Raw genomic sequence first — 15,319 nt, 5'->3', positions numbered from 1 at the left:
CACGTCGCGCTTTGGTCGGGAGAGGTCTCCGGCATAGCGTAACGGGGCAGAGGGAGGCGGGCCATGATCTATGACTACATCATCGTGGGTGGTGGATCGGCGGGTTGCGTGCTTGCCGCGCGGCTAAGTGAGGACCCCGGCCTATCCGTCTGCCTGATTGAGGCGGGCGGGTCTGGACGCGATATCTTCATTCGTGCGCCGGGTTTGGTGGCAGCGATGGTGTCTGGGCGACCCAAGATCAACAACTGGGCGCTCAAAACTGTGCCACAGCCGGAATTGAACGGTCGGCAAGGGTTTCAGCCGCGCGGGCGTGCGCTTGGCGGCTCTAGCGCGATCAACGCAATGCTCTATGCACGCGGTCATCCCGGCGATTATGACGAATGGGCCGATCTGGGCTGTGATGGCTGGGACTGGCAGAGCGTGCTTCCATGGTTTCGCACGGCAGAGCGGAACGCGCAGCACGGTGACGCCCTGCATGGCCAATCCGGACCATTGCAAGTCACCAACCAAAATGCGCCCCGTGCCATTTCTGAGGCTTTCGTAACCGCCTGTGAGAGCCTGCAAATCCCCCGCAATCCCGATTTCAACGGCGCGACCCAAGAGGGCGCGGGGCATTATCAGGTGACGCAGTTCTTTGACGGCCCACAGCGCGGTGAACGGTGCTCTGCTGCTGCTGCCTATCTTTTCCCGGTCCTGACACGGCCTAATCTGACGGTGATCACGCAGGCCATGGCTGAGCGGGTGATCTTTGACGGCAAGCGCGCCACCGGCCTACGCTATCGCCACAAAGGGCGGGTGCGCGAGGCGCGCGCGCGGCGGGACGTGATCTTGAGCAGCGGCGCTTTTGGCTCTCCGCATCTCTTGATGCTTTCGGGCATCGGCCCGGCCGAGGCGTTGCAGGCGCATGGTATAAGCCCGGTGCATGACCTGCCCGGAGTGGGTGAGAACCTGCAAGATCATCTGGACTATATCCTTGCCGAAACCTCTAAGCGCGACGAAGTCATCAGCCTTGATCCCAAGGGCCTCTGGCGTCTGGGAAAGGCGGCGCTTGAATGGCGCAAGACGGGGAAGGGCCCGTTCACCACACCCTATGCTGAGGCCGGAGCCTTTCTGCGCTCTGAGCGCACAGTGTCTCGGCCCGATCTGCAACTGCATTTTGTGATCGGCATTGTCGAAGATCACATGCGCACCCTGCATTTTCGCCCCGGCTATTCGTGTCATGTCTGCGTGCTGCGGCCCCATAGCAGGGGTCGGGTGACGCTACGCTCTGCCCGCCCTCAGGATGCGCCTTTGATTGACCCCGCGTTCCTTAGCGACAGCCGTGATCTGACCCTGATGATGCAAGGTGCGCGGCAGATGGATGCGGTGCTGCGCGCGCCTGCTTTGGCACCTTGGCGCAAAGAGCGGTTGCACCCCCACGACTGGACCGATGCGGCACTTGAGGCCGATATTCGCGCCCGCGCCGACACGATCTATCACCCGGTCGGCACCTGCGCGATGGGGCAGGGCGCTATGGCGGTTGTTGATCCGCAGGCGCGTGTTCATGGGCTTGAGGGGCTGCGCGTGGTCGATGCCTCGATTATGCCCCGCCTCGTGGGGGGCAATACCAACGCGCCCACGATCATGATGGCAGAAAAGATTGCGGCGGCGATGATGGGGCGTTCTGCCCCGGATCAGGCGCGATAACGCGCGAGAAACATCTCAACCGCGCCATTGACCACACGCTCTATATCCGCTGGCTCTACTTCTTTGCACATGCCGCACAAGCTGCGCATAAAGAGATCGCTTTTGCATAACTCGCCAAACTGGTTGGCGGCGAGATCCATGTCGTCGATTTTGAGAATCCCGGCGTCGACATAGGGGCGCAAGACTTTGCTTAGCCGTTCGCGCACAAGGTCTGGTCCAGAGGCATAAAATCGACGTCCCAATTCGGGAAACCGATGCGCCTCCGATACGCAGATGCGAAACATTTGTTGTCCGAAGTCTGACAAAAAGAACCGAACGATCCGGGTGGCTGCCTCGTGCAAGACATGATCAATGGTCGCGCCCTTAGCGATCACTTCCATCGCCTCTTCGGCCTGCCGGTTGCATTCAAGCCGCGCGACTTCGGAAAAAAGCAGCCGTTTATCCGGGAAATAGCTATAGAGGGTCGCCTTGGACACCTGCGCCTCACGCGCAATTTCGTCGACGCTGGCGCCTTCGAATCCATCCCGCATAAAGACGCGACGCGCCCCTTCGAGCACCTGGTCGAACTTGCGGCCCTTCTTGATTTCAACGGCGGGTGCCGACATCCAATCCCTCCCCACAGGTCGGAACAGTGTAGTCGGCGCATGCCCGTAACCGCAAGCCCGTCTGCGCGCGGTCACGGGAGGCTGTTTCTGACGCAGATTATCGGTCGATTCCTGCATTACCTTGTGTCACGGGGGCAGGCGCGGGCGCAGGGTAGGTCAGTGTCGGTGTCAGGCTGTTGGTGTCAAAGCTGAAAGCCAAGACAGGGGCCGCGATGAGGCTGAGCGAGAGGGTAAGAACGATCAAGGCGCTTTTCATATCGAACTCCATAACTGAACTGTTGCGTTCAGATATATAACTAAACAGATCGGTTTAGAAATCAAGATAAAAATGAACCGAGTAGTTCACTTTTACCCATACATCCCCCTTTGCCTTCGTAGAATGTAGCGCTAAACTGATTTAGAATAATTCTAACTGAGGTGTCCGATGATTCCCGGTATGACGTCCCGCCGCCGTTTTCGCGATCTCAGCGAGCAAGAAATTCTCGCATTGGCGATCTCCTCGGAAGAGGATGACGCGCGCATCTATCGTTCTTATGCAGAGATGTTGCGGCAAGATTTCCCGGATACCGCTGCCATCTTTGATGGGATGGCGACCGAAGAAGATGGCCACCGTCATCGCCTGATCGAACTGCACCGCAGCCGGTTTGGCGAGGTGATCCCCCTGATCCGGCGCGAGCATGTTGCCGGGTTCTATGCGCGACGTCCTGTCTGGCTGATTGAAAACCTCGGGATCGAGCGTATCCGCGACGAGGCCGAGGCGATGGAGCGCGATGCTGGTGCGTTTTATCTCAAGGCGGCACAGCGCACCACCGATGCCGACACCCGCAAATTGCTTGGGGATCTCGCCGCCGCCGAGGCTGGTCATCAAACCCGCGCCGAAGAGCTTGAGGCTGAGCATCTCGATGCCGATGCGCGCGACGCCGAGGATCGCACCGCCAAACGCCAGTTTGTATTGACATGGGTGCAGCCGGGGCTTGCCGGATTGATGGATGGCTCCGTGTCCACGCTCGCCCCGATCTTTGCCACGGCCTTTGCCACGCAGGACACCTGGACCACGTTTCTTGTTGGTCTTGCGGCCAGTGTGGGCGCAGGCATTTCCATGGGCTTTACCGAGGCTGCCAGCGACGATGGGGAACTCTCTGGGCGCGGCAGCCCGATCAAGCGCGGTTTTGCCTCTGGGATCATGACCACCGTTGGCGGCTTGGGCCATGCGCTGCCTTATCTCATTCCGGATTTCTGGACCGCGACAATCATCGCCTTTGTGGTGGTGTTCATCGAGCTTTGGGCGATTGCCTGGATTCAGAACAAATATATGGAAACGCCGTTCTTTCGCGCGGCGTTTCAGGTTGTTCTGGGCGGTGCGCTGGTCTTTGCCGCTGGCGTGCTGATCGGCAGTGGCTGACGGGCCATAGCAAGTGTTGCGACGAAAGGATGAATGGCGGCGATTGACCCTGCCCCTCAACCTGCTACCACACAACGCATGCTAAGTATCTTTCTCCAGACCCTACCTTTCTTCATGATCATCGGGCTAGGGTATGGCGCCGGGCGCACCGGGTTCTTTCCCGAGGAGGCGACGGCGTGGTTGACGAAGTTCGTCTTTTACTTTGCTCTTTCGGCGATGCTGTTCCGCTTTTCGGCCAATCTCACGCTGGCGGATGTGTTGGATTGGAATTTCATTCTTGCCTATCTCTGGGCCACGGCCTTTGTCTATGGCATCGCCACGGCTGTAGCGCTGGTGCGCCGCGTGAATATCCAAGAGGTCGCTATCGAGGCCCAATGCGCGGTCATCGGCAACGTTGGTTTTCTGGGTGTGCCGATGCTGGCCGTGCTGATGGGGGAAGCGGCGATTGGCTGGGTGATGATCGTCTTGGCGGTGGACCTTATCGTATTTGGCTCGCTTGTGGTGATCCTGATTACCGGCACGCGGGATGGTCGGCTCAGCCTTGGTATCTTGCGCACCGTCGGAATGGGTCTCTTGAAAAACCCGATGATCGTCTCGATCGTCCTGGGCCTCACATGGTCCGGCCTGCGCCTGCCTATTCCAGATCCGATCAACGATTTCGTGCGCATTCTGGGCGGGGCGGCCACCCCCGGTGCGCTCTTTGCCATCGGCGCATCGCTCGCGTCGAAATCGGCTGAGCGACCTCATATCGCGGGATGGCTTTCTTTTTGCAAACTTGTGCTGCACCCGGTTTTCGTGGCCTTTGCCGTGCTCGTCTTGTTCGAGGTTGATCCCTACGCCGGGGCGGTGATGATTGCGGCGGCAAGTCTGCCCGTGGCGGGAAATGTCTTTATGCTCGCCCAGCATTATGGCGTGGCACCCAAGCGTGTGTCGTCCTCGATCCTGATTTCAACTGGCGCTGCCATTGTCACGGTGTCGCTTGTGATCGGTTGGGTGAACCAACTTTACTGAACAGTCCTACGGACGTGAGAGGAGAACATGATGAAAACGGTTTCGGAAAACACCTGTTTTGGTGGCACGCAGGGTGTCTATACCCACGCCTCCGAGGTGTGCGGCGTTGACATGACCTTTGGTCTCTTTCTGCCGGCTGAGGCGCAGGATGGGCCGGTGCCGGTGCTGTGGTATCTCTCGGGCCTGACCTGCACCCATGAGAATGCCATGGTCAAGGCCGGCGCACAGGGTTGGGCGGCAGAGCAGGGCATCGCACTCGTGTTTCCGGATACAAGCCCGCGCGGCGAGGGTGTGGCCAATGATGACGCCTATGATCTGGGGCAGGGCGCCGGGTTCTATGTGAATGCCACGCAATCCCCTTGGGCGCCGCATTTCCGGATGTGGGATTATATCGCTACGGAATTGCCTGCGCTCATCGGTGAGAATTTTGCCGTGGACATGGACCGTCAGGCCATTACCGGGCATTCGATGGGTGGGCATGGCGCGTTGACGCTGGCGATGTCACTGCCGGGGCGGTTCCGGTCCGTGTCGGCCTTTTCCCCCATTTGCAACCCCACCAACAGCGATTGGGGTCGCAAGCAATTCACGGCCTATCTGGGCGCAGACGAAGCCGCCTGGGTAGCGCATGATGCCAACCTGCTGATGGCAGAGCGTGGATTTGACGGGCCGGTTCTGGTGGATACCGGCACCAAGGACCAATTCCTTGACCTGCTGCGCCCCGAAACGCTGGCCCATGCCATGACCGCCCGCCGCCAAGAGGGCACCTTCCGGATGCAAAAGGGCTATGACCACAGCTATTTCTTCATCTCGACCTTCATGGAGGATCACGTGACCTTCCATGCCGAGGCGCTCTATGCGGATTAAGACATGAGCCATTATGATCTGATCATCGTTGGCTCGGGTCCTGCGGGGCGCGCCGCCGCCATTCAGGCGGGCAAGCTCAAGCGTCGCGTGTTGGTGATTGACCGCAAGGATCGGTTGGGCGGCGTGTCGGTGCATACCGGCACGATCCCGTCCAAGACGCTGCGCGAGACGGTGCTCAACCTGTCGGGTTGGCGTGAGCGCAGCTTTTATGGCCGCGCTTACCGGGTCAAGGACAACATCGGTGCCGAGGATCTCAAGGCGCGGCTGCACATGACCTTGGATCACGAGGTTGATGTTCTGGAACATCAGTTCAACCGCAACCACGTGGATACGCTGCATGGCATGGCGCGCTTTGTTGATGCCTATACCATCGAGGTTGCAACCGAGGCGGGCGATGTCACGCGCCTGACTGCTGACCGCTTTCTGATCTCGACCGGGACCAAGACCCATCGCCCAGACACTGTGCCCTTTAACGGGCGCACGGTGGTGGACAGCGATGAGTTTCTGGAGCTTGCCCGGATTCCGCGCAGTCTGATCGTGGTGGGCGCGGGCGTGATCGGGGTGGAATATGCCACGATGTTTTCCGCGCTCGACGTGCGTGTGACCTTGATCGAGCCACGCGATACATTTCTCGATTTCATCGACCGGATGCTCATTCAGGATTTCACCCATCAGATCCGCGAGAATGGCGTTGATCTGCGGCTGGGGTCCGCGATCGAGCGGATCGAGGACGCGGGCGAGCATATCGAGGTGAGCCTTGCCAATGGTCGCCACGTGCGTGCCGAAATGCTGCTCTTTGCTGCGGGGCGGATGGGGGCAACTTCGGCGCTCAATCTGGCGGCGGCGGGTCTGACGACGGATCATCGCAACCGTATTGAGGTTAATCGCAAGACCTATCAAACGGCTGTGCCGCATATCTATGCTGCGGGTGATGTGATCGGGCATCCAAGCCTTGCCTCGACCTCTGTGCAACAAGGGCGCGTTGCGGCCTGTCATGCGCTCGACATCCCGACCCTGCCTGAAAGCCCGTGGTTTCCATATGGCATCTATTCCGTGCCAGAAATTTCCACCTGCGGCATGTCGGAAGAGGAAATGCAGACGCGCGGTATCCCCTATGAGGTGGGCGTTGCACGGTTCCGCGAAACCAGCCGCGGGCATATCATGGGGCTGGAACATGGCATGCTGAAAATGCTGTTTTCGCTCAAGACGCGTCGGGTTCTGGGCGTGCAGATTGTAGGCGAGGGGGCAACGGAACTCATCCACATTGCGCAGGCGGTTTTGAACCTCAAAGGCACGGTGGATTATTTCGTGCAGAACACCTTCAACTATCCCACCTTGGCTGAGGCGTATAAAATCGCGGGGCTTGATGCCTTCAACCGGATGCCCATTCCCGAGGAATACAAGGTAAAGCGCGAGGCAGCCAACCCAGAGGCTTCCTGACGGTTTATAGGATTAAAAACGCCCCCCTGAGCAATCAGAGGGGCGTTTTCACGGTCAATGAACCACGGCGTCCTGTGGGGGCTCTTGTGTCGTGCTGCCAACCCGGTTTCCGATGATCAACCCTTCGGGGCCTGCTGTCACCGGCACCACCGCCCCATCGAGGATTTCCCCGGACAAGAGCGCCTCTGCCAGAGGATCCTGCAACGCGCGCTGGATCACCCGCTTGAGCGGACGCGCGCCGTAGACCGGATCATAGCCTTCATCCGCCAGCCATTTATGGGCCGCGTCATCCAGCGCCAGCGTGATCTTGCGGGCGGCCAGACGTTTCAGCAGCCGCGACATCTGGATATCGACGATGCCATCCATCTGTGGCCGCGTCAGGCGGTCAAACACCACGATCTCATCCAGCCGGTTCAGGAACTCGGGCCGGAAATGCGACCGCACCGCGTCCATCACATCGCGCTTGGCGGTGGCGGCATCGGCCCCTTCTGGCAATTGGCTCAGAGCTTGGCTCCCAAGGTTCGACGTAAGGATGATCAGCGTTTGCTTGAAATCCACGGTGCGGCCCTGACCATCGGTCAGCACACCATCATCAAGCACCTGCAAAAGCACGTTGAACACCTCGGGATGCGCCTTTTCGACCTCGTCGAACAGGACCACCTGATAAGGTCTGCGGCGCACGGCCTCGGTCAACACACCGCCCTCGTCATAGCCGACATAGCCCGGAGGCGCACCGATCAGACGCGAGACCGAATGTTTCTCCATGAACTCGCTCATGTCGATCCGGACCATGGCACTGTCGTCGTCAAATAGGAATTCTGCTACGGCCTTGGTCAATTCGGTCTTGCCCACGCCGGTTGGCCCGAGAAAGAGGAAACTGCCCAAGGGGCGCCCCTCATCGTTGAGCCCCGCCCGCGCACGCCGCACGGCATTGGCCACGGCCTTGACGGCGGTATTCTGACCGATCACGCGGCGATGCAGGTTGGCTTCCATCCCGAGCAGCTTGTCGCGCTCGCCCTCCAGCATCTTGGCTGTGGGAATGCCGGTCCAGCGTTCCACCACCTGCGCGATTTGCTCGGGGCGCACGGCCTCTTCGACCATGACGCCATCATCGCCTTGGGTTTCGGCCTCGGCCAGCTTTTTCTCCAGCCCCGGAATGACACCATAGCTCAGCTCACCGGCACGCGCGAGATTGCCCTCGCGCTTGGCGATGTCCAGCTCGGCGCGCGCGCGGTCAAGCTGTTCTTTGAGGTCGCGCGCACCGGCCAGCTTGTCGCGCTCAGCCTGCCATTTGGCGGTCATCTCGGATGAGCGCTGTTGCAGATCGCCCAGCTCCCTTTCCAGCTTTTCCAGCCGATCCTTGCTGGCGGCGTCGTCCTCTTTCTTGAGTGCTTCGGCCTCGATCTGCTTTTGCAGGATTTCGCGGTCAAGCGCGTCCAACTCTTCGGGCTTGCTGTCCACTTCCATACGCAGCCGACTTGCGGCCTCGTCCATCAGGTCGATGGCCTTGTCGGGCAAGAACCGGTCGGTAATGTAGCGATGCGAGAGCGTGGCGGCGGCGACAAGCGCCGAGTCAGAGATTCGCACACCGTGGTGCAACTCATACTTTTCCTTGATGCCGCGCAGGATCGAAATCGTATCCTCGACCGTTGGCTCCTCGACCACCAGCGGTTGGAACCGGCGGGCAAGGGCCGCATCCTTTTCTACATGCTTGCGATATTCATCGAGCGTCGTTGCCCCGATACAGTGCAATTCACCACGCGCGAGGGCGGGCTTGATCAGGTTTGCGGCATCCATCGCGCCATCGGCCTTGCCGGCACCGACCAGCGTGTGCATCTCGTCGATGAATAGGATGATTTCGCCTGCGGCCTGCGTCACCTCGTTCAGCACGCCCTTGAGCCGCTCTTCGAACTCGCCGCGATATTTCGCCCCGGCAATCAGCGCGCCCATATCAAGCGACAAGAGCCGCTTGTTGCGCAGAGATTCCGGCACGTCGCCATTGACGATGCGCAGGGCAAGGCCCTCGGCGATGGCGGTTTTACCCACCCCCGGCTCCCCGATCAAAACCGGGTTGTTCTTGGTGCGACGGCTGAGCACCTGCATGGCGCGGCGGATTTCATCGTCGCGACCGATGATAGGGTCAATCTTGCCCTCACGTGCTGCTTTGGTCAGGTCACGGGCGTATTTCTCGAGCGCCTCGTAGGTGTCCTCTGCCGATGCGGAATCTGCCGTGCGCCCCTTGCGGATATCGTTGATCGCTTCGTTGAGCTTTTGCGCCGAGACAGCCCCTGCCTCTAGCGCATCCTTGGCTGGGGATTTCACCAGGGCCAGCGCGGTCAGAATGCGTTCCACGGGAACAAAGCTGTCGCCCGCCTTTTGTGCCAGTTTCTCGGCCTCGGCCAAAACCTTGCCGGTCTGCTGATCCATATAGGTTTGCCCTGCATCGCCAGACACGCGTGGGATTTTGGCCAGAGCGATGTCATTCGCTTGCGTCACGCGTTCGGGCGCGCCACCGGCGCGTTTGATCAGGTTGCTGGCCAGCCCCTCGGGGTCGTCAAGCAACGCTTTCAGGATATGTTCTGGGGATAGTTTCTGATGGCTTTCGCGCATCGCGATGGTCTGGGCGGCCTGAATGAAACCACGCGACCGTTCCGTGAACTTGTTGAAGTCCATGGGCTTTCTCCTTTTGACAAGCGTTCCCCCGGTGGCGCACCCAGCATTAGGCATGCGGCGGTCGGGGACCTCTCACCATAAATGGGTAACAGTGCCGTGAGGTTCAAGACGGATCGCGCTGGAATCGCGTGAGCGGCACTTTTTCGTGAGAGGGACTTGGCAGGACCTGCTGCAATACCGATCTGTCGCAGAGTTATCCACAGGGCTATGTCGCCCTATAAAGAGGATAGAAGCCATGACAGAGCAGGCAGTGAGACTGGAAGCGATCGGATACAATCCCGAATGGTCCGCCTTTTTCGCGAGGGCCGAAGTGGTCGACGGGCAGGAACGGTTGGTTTATCCCGTGCTTTTCCGGGCTCCTCTGACTGCAGAATTCGCAAGGGTGACTCACGGTTTGATGGAGCATGCCCGGTATCTGCATCGCTCTGGCCGGTCCGACCTTCGGCTGCGCCGGGCGACTGTCCGCCCTGTGCCACCAATTGCCGCCTGACTCCGCATCCCGAAAAAAGATGCAAAATCGTCGTGATTTCACCGTGAAATCGCGTCAGGCTATCTTTAGTATCAAGCCTGTAAACAACCGGCGTCATGCGCCGTTTGCCCTGTAAAGAGTAATAAGGTTCGTAAGATGCATATCATCAAGGTCCGCGCGCGCGAGATGCGCCGTGATAGTCACGCTGCCTGCGTCAGTGGCGTGTTGTTGCTGGAAACGGAAACCGGCCAAATCAGCCTGAATGTCACGGTGCCAGCAAAAGAGGCGAGCCATAACGCATTGTGGCTGGATGCCTTGCGCCAATTGCAGCGCTTGCCTGAGTTTCGGCGCAACGGGCGTCAGATCACCTTGGCTGATACAGCTTTTGACGGGATGTGCGCAGAGGCTTGACGCCGCGCATCGCCGCCGCGACAAGGGCGCTATCCGACAGCAGAGGACCGCGCCCCATGACTGATGACCGCCTGATCGTAGCCCTTGATGTGCCCAATGCGCTGGAGGGTCTCCAATTGGCAGAGCAATTGGGTGCCTCGGTCGGCTTTTACAAGATTGGCCTTGGAATGCTGACGGGGGGCGGATTGGCCCTCGCTAACGAGTTGAAAACCGAGCAAGGCAAGCGAATTTTCCTCGACATGAAGCTCTTTGACATCGGCGCCACGATCGAGGCGGCGGTGCGGGGACTGGCCCAGTTCGATCTGGATTTCCTGACCGTACATGGTGATCCGCATGTGGTGCGCGCCGCCAAAGAGGGGGCCTCGGGCAAGCCGATGAAAATCCTTGCGGTCACGATCCTCACCTCGCTTGATCGCGCCGATCTTGATGCTGGGATGATCAAATCGGGCGATCTGCCTGATCTGGTGGCCGAGCGCGCGGGCCGTGCCTTTGACGCCGGGGCCGATGGGGTCATTGCCAGCCCGCAAGAGGCGGCGATGATCCGTGCCCTGCCCGAAGCTAAGGGTCGCCTGATCGTCACACCGGGTGTGCGCCCTGAAGGCAGCGCTTTGGGTGACCAAAAGCGGGTGGCAACCCCGGCACAGGCCATCGCTGACGGGGCCGACCACATTGTCGTCGGCCGGCCCATTTGGGCGGCACAAGATCCACGCGCGGCGGCAGAGGCGATCCTGTCACAATTGCGCGGCTGATGCTGAGACGGAGTTTTGGAGCGGGTAACGGGAATCGAACCCGTAACTGAAGCTTGGGAAGCTTTCGTGATACCTTTTCACCATACCCGCCGCAGCGCTCTGGATAGCACCGTCACTTGGCCAGCTTCAAGCGAAAACTTGTGGGTCAGGCCTGTGCAAACGGAATGTCGGGTTTGGTTCACGCTCCAAAGCGGATCACGGTTTGCCCCTTGGGGGTGGTGCTGCGATAGACCACCGTATCTGGCAGGTGCAGCGTCAGCGGCACCTCTGCCTGTTCGGCACGCCACGGCTGTTTAAGGTCAAGGCAACTGGCCTCGGCGCCGGTGTAGTCGCCGCGTGCTGAAACGCGGCGCAGATTACCCAGATCCCGCGCAATTTCTTGGCCTGATTGCATCACGTGACTGCGGCGCAAAATCTCACGCCCCAGCCCCTCGGTTTGAGCGTCCTGACCCGGCAGGTCGGACCAGACCCCGCAAAGATGCGCACGCCCATTGATCGGCCGCAGTTCGGCGGCAAGGCGCAGGCCCCCACCGCTGCTGTAGCGCCCCTCGATAACCTGCGATGCACTCGAAAGCGGCAGGGTGCGGCTGTTGCGGACCAAAAGCGGGATAACCTCCAGCGCCGCACTCATCGCGCCGGTGCCGGTCTGGGCAAAGTCGACCTGCGGACCACTGCCGCCGCCATTGCTGCGGCTGATCTGCTTGCGCGGCATGAATACTTCGGGCACGCGGCCCGGCTGCCATTTCAGAGTGGTCAGGATGCACCCCGCTGGCGCACCCGCGTAATCAAGCCGTGGGGCGATCTGGGGCAGGTCCCCCAGATTCTGCGCAATGCGCTGGCCATCCACATACACCGTCGCCAAGCGCACGATCTCGCGGGCGGCACCTTTGGTATAGCTCGATTGGCTCTCGCTCTCGGACCATACTCCGCACAGGGCGGTGCGCCCATCGGTCGTGGGGCGCAACTCGGTCGCAATGGTCAAGCCGCCACCGTTGCTGAAGGTGCCATGCGCGAGGCTTACTCGCTCACTGAGCGCGGTTTGCGCCTCTGCGCCCCCAACCAGTCCGAGGATCAGGGCAAAAGTGATGGCGATCTGCGGCATGAGGTTCTCCGGTGCGGTTTGTGCCAACCTAACAGCGCGCGCGCACCGGCTCAATTGCCGTCATCCTTGGACAGGATGATGTCGGCGTCAGACCGCCACTTGCAGCAATTGTTCCTCAACCATCCGATCCGCGAGGGTTGCAGGGCTCAGGTCTTCGCCCGTTGCGCGCGTCAGGATATGTGCCATGCGCGCCTGCATCGCGCCCAGCCGCTCTTCGACCCAAGGCGCGCGTGGGCTGATCCGCAGGATTTCGGCGGCGACATTGATGATCCCGCCACCATTGGCGACGTAATCGGGCAGATAGAGAATGCCGCGCGCGCGCAGGCGCTCTGCATCCTCGGGCGTAGCCAGTTGGTTATTGGCGGCACCACAGATCATCTTTGCCCCAATTTCGGGGATGCTCCGGCTATTGAGCACGCCACCAATGGCACAGGGCGCAAAGATATCCGCGTCAACAGCATGGATGGTGCGCGGATCGACCATGGTTGCGCCGAATTCGCGTACCGTGCTGTCTGCATGGGCCGGGTTCATATCCGCCACGCTCAGCTTTGCGCCCGCCTCGTGGAGCAAGTGGCAGAGGTGCCAGCCGACATGGCCCAGCCCCTGCACCGCCACATGGCGACCGCTGAGGGTGTCTGTGCCCCAAAGCTGCGCCGCGCCAGCGCGCATCGCGCCCAAGACACCGCGCGCCGTCACTGGCGAGGGATCGCCACTGGCATGCGCCCCGCAATCCAACCCCGCGACGAACCGCGTTTCGCGGGCAAGCTCGGCCATATCCTCGGGAGACATGCCCATATCCTCGGCGGTCCAGTAGCGCCCTTGCAGCATGTTGATCGCACGGCCCATGGCGCGCAGCAACGCCGGCGTCTTGTCGCGCGCGGGGTCCCCAAGGATGACCGCCTTGCCACCGCCCAACGGCAGACCGGCGGCGGCGTTCTTGTAACTCATGCCGCGCGACAGGTTGAGCACATCCTCAAGGGCGGCGTCGTCACCCTCGTATACGCGCATGCGCAATCCACCCGCAGCCGGGCCAAGCCGTGTGGAATGCAGCGCGATAAATCCGCGCAATCCGCTGGCGTGATCCTCGACGCGGTAAACTTCCTCATGGGTTGGGCTGGCAAGACGTGTGAGCATGTTGGACTCCTCCTTGCCCGCAAGGTAAGAGCGGTCAGGCGCGATAAAACAGCAAACTCATGTCAATCGCGTGTGACTTTTGGGTGATATCTCTAACAACAGGGGGCAAAACAGGAAAAATGGATCGCATTGACCGCCAGATCATCGCCGCCCTGCAACGCGATGGACGTCAGCGATTGGCCGATTTGTCGACGGCAGTGGGCCTGTCGCCCACGCCTCTGGCGCGGCGCATCGCCCGGCTTGAATCCGATGGGGTCATCACGGGTTATGCCGCGCGCGTGGATCAGGAAAAACTTGGCCTGCCACTGAATGCCTTCATCTTTGTCGAGTTAGAGCACCACACCCGTGATGCGATCACAGCGTTTGAGAACCGACTTCGGCGGTTTGATGAGGTGATGGAATGCTACCTGATGACCGGCACACGCGATGTCCTCTTGCGGGTGGTGGCCGCAGACTTGAAAGATTTTGACCGGTTTCTTGAGGATGGGTTGATGCAGACACCCGGTATCCGCTCCATGCGGTCAAGTTTCGCGTTGCGTACCATGATCCGGCGCGACGCGCTGCCAGAGGTTTGAGAGGTGGACCGCTTCAATGTGATCGTCATAGGGGCCGGGCCTGCCGGTGCCTCGGCTGCTTATGTGGCGGCGCGTGCCGGGCTGCGCGTGGCCCTGATCGACCGCAAGACCTTTCCACGCGAAAAACTTTGTGGTGGCCTCATCACCGGACGCGCGCGGCGGCATTACGCCGAGATTTTCGGGCATGAAATGCCGTTTGATCCACAGGACCGCAAGACTACGGTGGATTTCCGCTATCGTGGTCAGCCGGTGGGGCTGATTGAGGACGCGCCAGCCCTTTGCGCCACAATGCGCTGGGATATGGATGCGATGCTCTGCGGGCATGCGATGGCGGCTGGGGCGCAGGATTTTACCGGGCAGGCAGTGGCCGAGATCGACTGTGACGCGCGGAGAGTGACGCTCAAAGACGGCGCTACGCTGCAGTATGAGGTTCTGATTGGCGCGGATGGTGTCAATTCCCAAGTGGCGCGTGCGCTCTTTGGTCAGCCATTTGATCGGCAGCGCATTGGGTTTGGGCTTGAGATTGAGGCGCGCGGCGCGCATCTCAATCCTGCGGGGCCAATCCGGATTGATCTGGCGGCGGCGCAATGGGGCTATGGCTGGGTCGTTCCCAAGCGGTGCTCGACCACGGTTGGGGTGGGCGGTCTCTTGTCGGAGAACGCGGATATGAAACAGGCCATGTCAGCCTATTGCGAGATGTTGGGCATTGACGCCGCAGACCTGCACGTCAAAGGCCAATTCCTGCCTTTTGGTGATTTCCGCAAAATGCCGGGGCAGGGCGCCGTGCTGCTTGCAGGCGATGCGGCGGGACTGGTTGATCCGATCACTGGCGAAGGCATCGGCTATGCCATGCAGAGCGGGCAATTGGCGGCAAAGGCGGCCCTTGCGGCGCTGAACGCGGGGCGGCCCCAGACTGCACTCAGCCATTATCGCCGCGCACTGCGCCCTGTGCATCGCGCCCTGCGAATGGCGCGGCTGATCCGTCCAGTGATCTTTCTGCCTGCGCTCGAGCCTGGGTTTGCCCGTGCCTTTCGACGTTCCTCCACCTTGCGCCATGAGTATTTGCGCCTGATGGCGGGCGAGGTCGAGTATGGTCAAATACTGACCCGTCTCGTGCTCCGCCTGCCCCGCCTTGGGCTACTGGCCCTGCGCGCCCGTTTCTGACAGGGATGGAAGGATGGGGGACGCTGTCCCCCAA

15 protein-coding genes and 1 tRNA gene are annotated in these 15,319 nt (G+C 60.7%); 10 read left to right on the top strand and 6 right to left on the bottom strand.

Annotation, left to right across the window (positions count from 1 at the left end):
* Positions 1-63: 63 nt before the first annotated feature.
* Positions 64-1,686 (top strand): GMC family oxidoreductase, encoded by a 1,623-nt coding sequence (locus tag GC127_RS07650; protein WP_151977380.1) that lies wholly within the window; start codon positions 64-66, stop codon positions 1,684-1,686.
* Here GC127_RS07650 and GC127_RS07645 read toward each other — a convergent pair.
* The gene (locus GC127_RS07645) at positions 1,674-2,291 is read right to left on the bottom strand and encodes a TetR/AcrR family transcriptional regulator (protein WP_008279784.1); all 618 of its coding nucleotides are present in this window, start codon (positions 2,289-2,291) and stop codon (positions 1,674-1,676) included. The genes GC127_RS07650 and GC127_RS07645 overlap by 13 nt on opposite strands.
* A gap of 97 nt (positions 2,292-2,388) precedes the next feature.
* Complete coding sequence (locus GC127_RS22780; RefSeq protein ID WP_162655199.1) at positions 2,389-2,547, bottom strand: hypothetical protein; 159 nt, start codon at positions 2,545-2,547, stop codon at positions 2,389-2,391.
* Positions 2,548-2,715: 168 nt separating this feature from the next.
* Here GC127_RS22780 and mbfA point away from each other — a divergent pair, with 168 nt between their 5' ends.
* From mbfA to sthA, 4 genes are all read left to right on the top strand, one after another.
* The gene (gene mbfA / locus GC127_RS07640) at positions 2,716-3,693 is read left to right on the top strand and encodes an iron exporter MbfA (protein WP_008279782.1); all 978 of its coding nucleotides are present in this window, start codon (positions 2,716-2,718) and stop codon (positions 3,691-3,693) included.
* A gap of 78 nt (positions 3,694-3,771) precedes the next feature.
* A complete protein-coding gene (locus GC127_RS07635; RefSeq protein ID WP_151979667.1) occupies positions 3,772-4,704 on the top strand; it encodes an AEC family transporter in 933 nt (310 codons plus the stop codon).
* A 30-nt stretch (positions 4,705-4,734) separates the two neighbouring features.
* Positions 4,735-5,568 (top strand): S-formylglutathione hydrolase, encoded by an 834-nt coding sequence (fghA, locus tag GC127_RS07630; protein ID WP_151977378.1) that lies wholly within the window; start codon positions 4,735-4,737, stop codon positions 5,566-5,568.
* A gap of 3 nt (positions 5,569-5,571) precedes the next feature.
* Positions 5,572-7,008, top strand: a complete 1,437-nt coding sequence (gene sthA, locus GC127_RS07625; RefSeq protein WP_008279779.1) for a Si-specific NAD(P)(+) transhydrogenase — start codon at positions 5,572-5,574, stop codon at positions 7,006-7,008.
* A gap of 54 nt (positions 7,009-7,062) precedes the next feature.
* On the opposite strand, the gene clpB is transcribed toward sthA, so the two are convergent.
* The gene (gene clpB, locus GC127_RS07620; protein WP_008279778.1) at positions 7,063-9,681 is read right to left on the bottom strand and encodes an ATP-dependent chaperone ClpB; all 2,619 of its coding nucleotides are present in this window, start codon (positions 9,679-9,681) and stop codon (positions 7,063-7,065) included.
* A 235-nt stretch (positions 9,682-9,916) separates the two neighbouring features.
* Here clpB and GC127_RS07615 point away from each other — a divergent pair, with 235 nt between their 5' ends.
* The 3 genes from GC127_RS07615 to pyrF all read left to right on the top strand — a co-directional run bounded on the left by GC127_RS07615 (position 9,917) and on the right by pyrF (position 11,310).
* Entirely contained in the window at positions 9,917-10,171 is a 255-nt protein-coding gene (locus GC127_RS07615; RefSeq protein ID WP_008279777.1) for a hypothetical protein, read from the top strand.
* A 135-nt stretch (positions 10,172-10,306) separates the two neighbouring features.
* Positions 10,307-10,561: a hypothetical protein gene (locus GC127_RS07610; RefSeq protein WP_008279776.1), complete on the top strand. Its 255-nt coding sequence runs from the start codon at positions 10,307-10,309 to the stop codon at positions 10,559-10,561.
* 56 nt (positions 10,562-10,617) lie between these two features.
* Positions 10,618-11,310 carry an orotidine-5'-phosphate decarboxylase gene (pyrF, locus tag GC127_RS07605; RefSeq protein WP_008279775.1) on the top strand — a complete coding sequence of 231 codons (693 nt, stop codon included), beginning with the start codon at positions 10,618-10,620 and terminating at the stop codon, positions 11,308-11,310.
* A 16-nt stretch (positions 11,311-11,326) separates the two neighbouring features.
* Here pyrF and GC127_RS07600 read toward each other — a convergent pair.
* The 3 genes from GC127_RS07600 to GC127_RS07590 form a co-directional block, all read right to left on the bottom strand.
* A tRNA-Gly gene (locus tag GC127_RS07600) sits at positions 11,327-11,400 on the bottom strand.
* Between the two features lie 88 nt (positions 11,401-11,488).
* A complete protein-coding gene (locus tag GC127_RS07595) occupies positions 11,489-12,412 on the bottom strand; it encodes an orotidine 5-phosphate decarboxylase (protein WP_151977376.1) in 924 nt (307 codons plus the stop codon).
* Positions 12,413-12,499: 87 nt separating this feature from the next.
* Positions 12,500-13,546 (bottom strand): Glu/Leu/Phe/Val dehydrogenase, encoded by a 1,047-nt coding sequence (locus GC127_RS07590; RefSeq protein WP_151977374.1) that lies wholly within the window; start codon positions 13,544-13,546, stop codon positions 12,500-12,502.
* A 119-nt stretch (positions 13,547-13,665) separates the two neighbouring features.
* On the opposite strand from GC127_RS07590, the gene GC127_RS07585 reads away from it, so the two are divergent.
* Positions 13,666-14,121, top strand: a complete 456-nt coding sequence (locus GC127_RS07585; RefSeq protein ID WP_081507351.1) for an Lrp/AsnC family transcriptional regulator — start codon at positions 13,666-13,668, stop codon at positions 14,119-14,121.
* A 3-nt stretch (positions 14,122-14,124) separates the two neighbouring features.
* Positions 14,125-15,285 (top strand): geranylgeranyl reductase family protein, encoded by a 1,161-nt coding sequence (locus tag GC127_RS07580; protein WP_151977372.1) that lies wholly within the window; start codon positions 14,125-14,127, stop codon positions 15,283-15,285.
* The last annotated feature ends 34 nt before the right edge of the window (positions 15,286-15,319 follow it).

The organism is Roseovarius sp. EC-HK134 (assembly GCF_902498815.1).
GTDB lineage: Bacteria > Pseudomonadota > Alphaproteobacteria > Rhodobacterales > Rhodobacteraceae > Roseovarius > Roseovarius mucosus_A.
The sequence above is the reverse complement of the archived record's forward strand: the minus strand, read 5'-3'. Positions and strand labels throughout refer to the sequence as shown.

Bases quoted from the DNA above. Each gene is read 5' to 3' on its own strand.
- GC127_RS07615 (WP_008279777.1), top strand. From the start codon at position 9,917: ATGACAGAGCAGGCAGTGAGACTGGAAGCGATCGGATACAATCCCGAA.
- sthA (WP_008279779.1), top strand. From the start codon at position 5,572: ATGAGCCATTATGATCTGATCATCGTTGGCTCGGGTCCTGCGGGGCGC.
- GC127_RS07590 (WP_151977374.1), bottom strand. From the start codon at position 13,546: ATGCTCACACGTCTTGCCAGCCCAACCCATGAGGAAGTTTACCGCGTC.
- mbfA (WP_008279782.1), top strand. From the start codon at position 2,716: ATGATTCCCGGTATGACGTCCCGCCGCCGTTTTCGCGATCTCAGCGAG.
- GC127_RS22780 (WP_162655199.1), bottom strand. From the start codon at position 2,547: ATGAAAAGCGCCTTGATCGTTCTTACCCTCTCGCTCAGCCTCATCGCG.
- GC127_RS07595 (WP_151977376.1), bottom strand. From the start codon at position 12,412: ATGCCGCAGATCGCCATCACTTTTGCCCTGATCCTCGGACTGGTTGGG.
- GC127_RS07585 (WP_081507351.1), top strand. From the start codon at position 13,666: ATGGATCGCATTGACCGCCAGATCATCGCCGCCCTGCAACGCGATGGA.
- clpB (WP_008279778.1), bottom strand. From the start codon at position 9,681: ATGGACTTCAACAAGTTCACGGAACGGTCGCGTGGTTTCATTCAGGCC.
- fghA (WP_151977378.1), top strand. From the start codon at position 4,735: ATGAAAACGGTTTCGGAAAACACCTGTTTTGGTGGCACGCAGGGTGTC.
- GC127_RS07645 (WP_008279784.1), bottom strand. From the start codon at position 2,291: ATGTCGGCACCCGCCGTTGAAATCAAGAAGGGCCGCAAGTTCGACCAG.
- GC127_RS07610 (WP_008279776.1), top strand. From the start codon at position 10,307: ATGCATATCATCAAGGTCCGCGCGCGCGAGATGCGCCGTGATAGTCAC.
- GC127_RS07635 (WP_151979667.1), top strand. From the start codon at position 3,772: ATGCTAAGTATCTTTCTCCAGACCCTACCTTTCTTCATGATCATCGGG.
- GC127_RS07650 (WP_151977380.1), top strand. From the start codon at position 64: ATGATCTATGACTACATCATCGTGGGTGGTGGATCGGCGGGTTGCGTG.
- pyrF (WP_008279775.1), top strand. From the start codon at position 10,618: ATGACTGATGACCGCCTGATCGTAGCCCTTGATGTGCCCAATGCGCTG.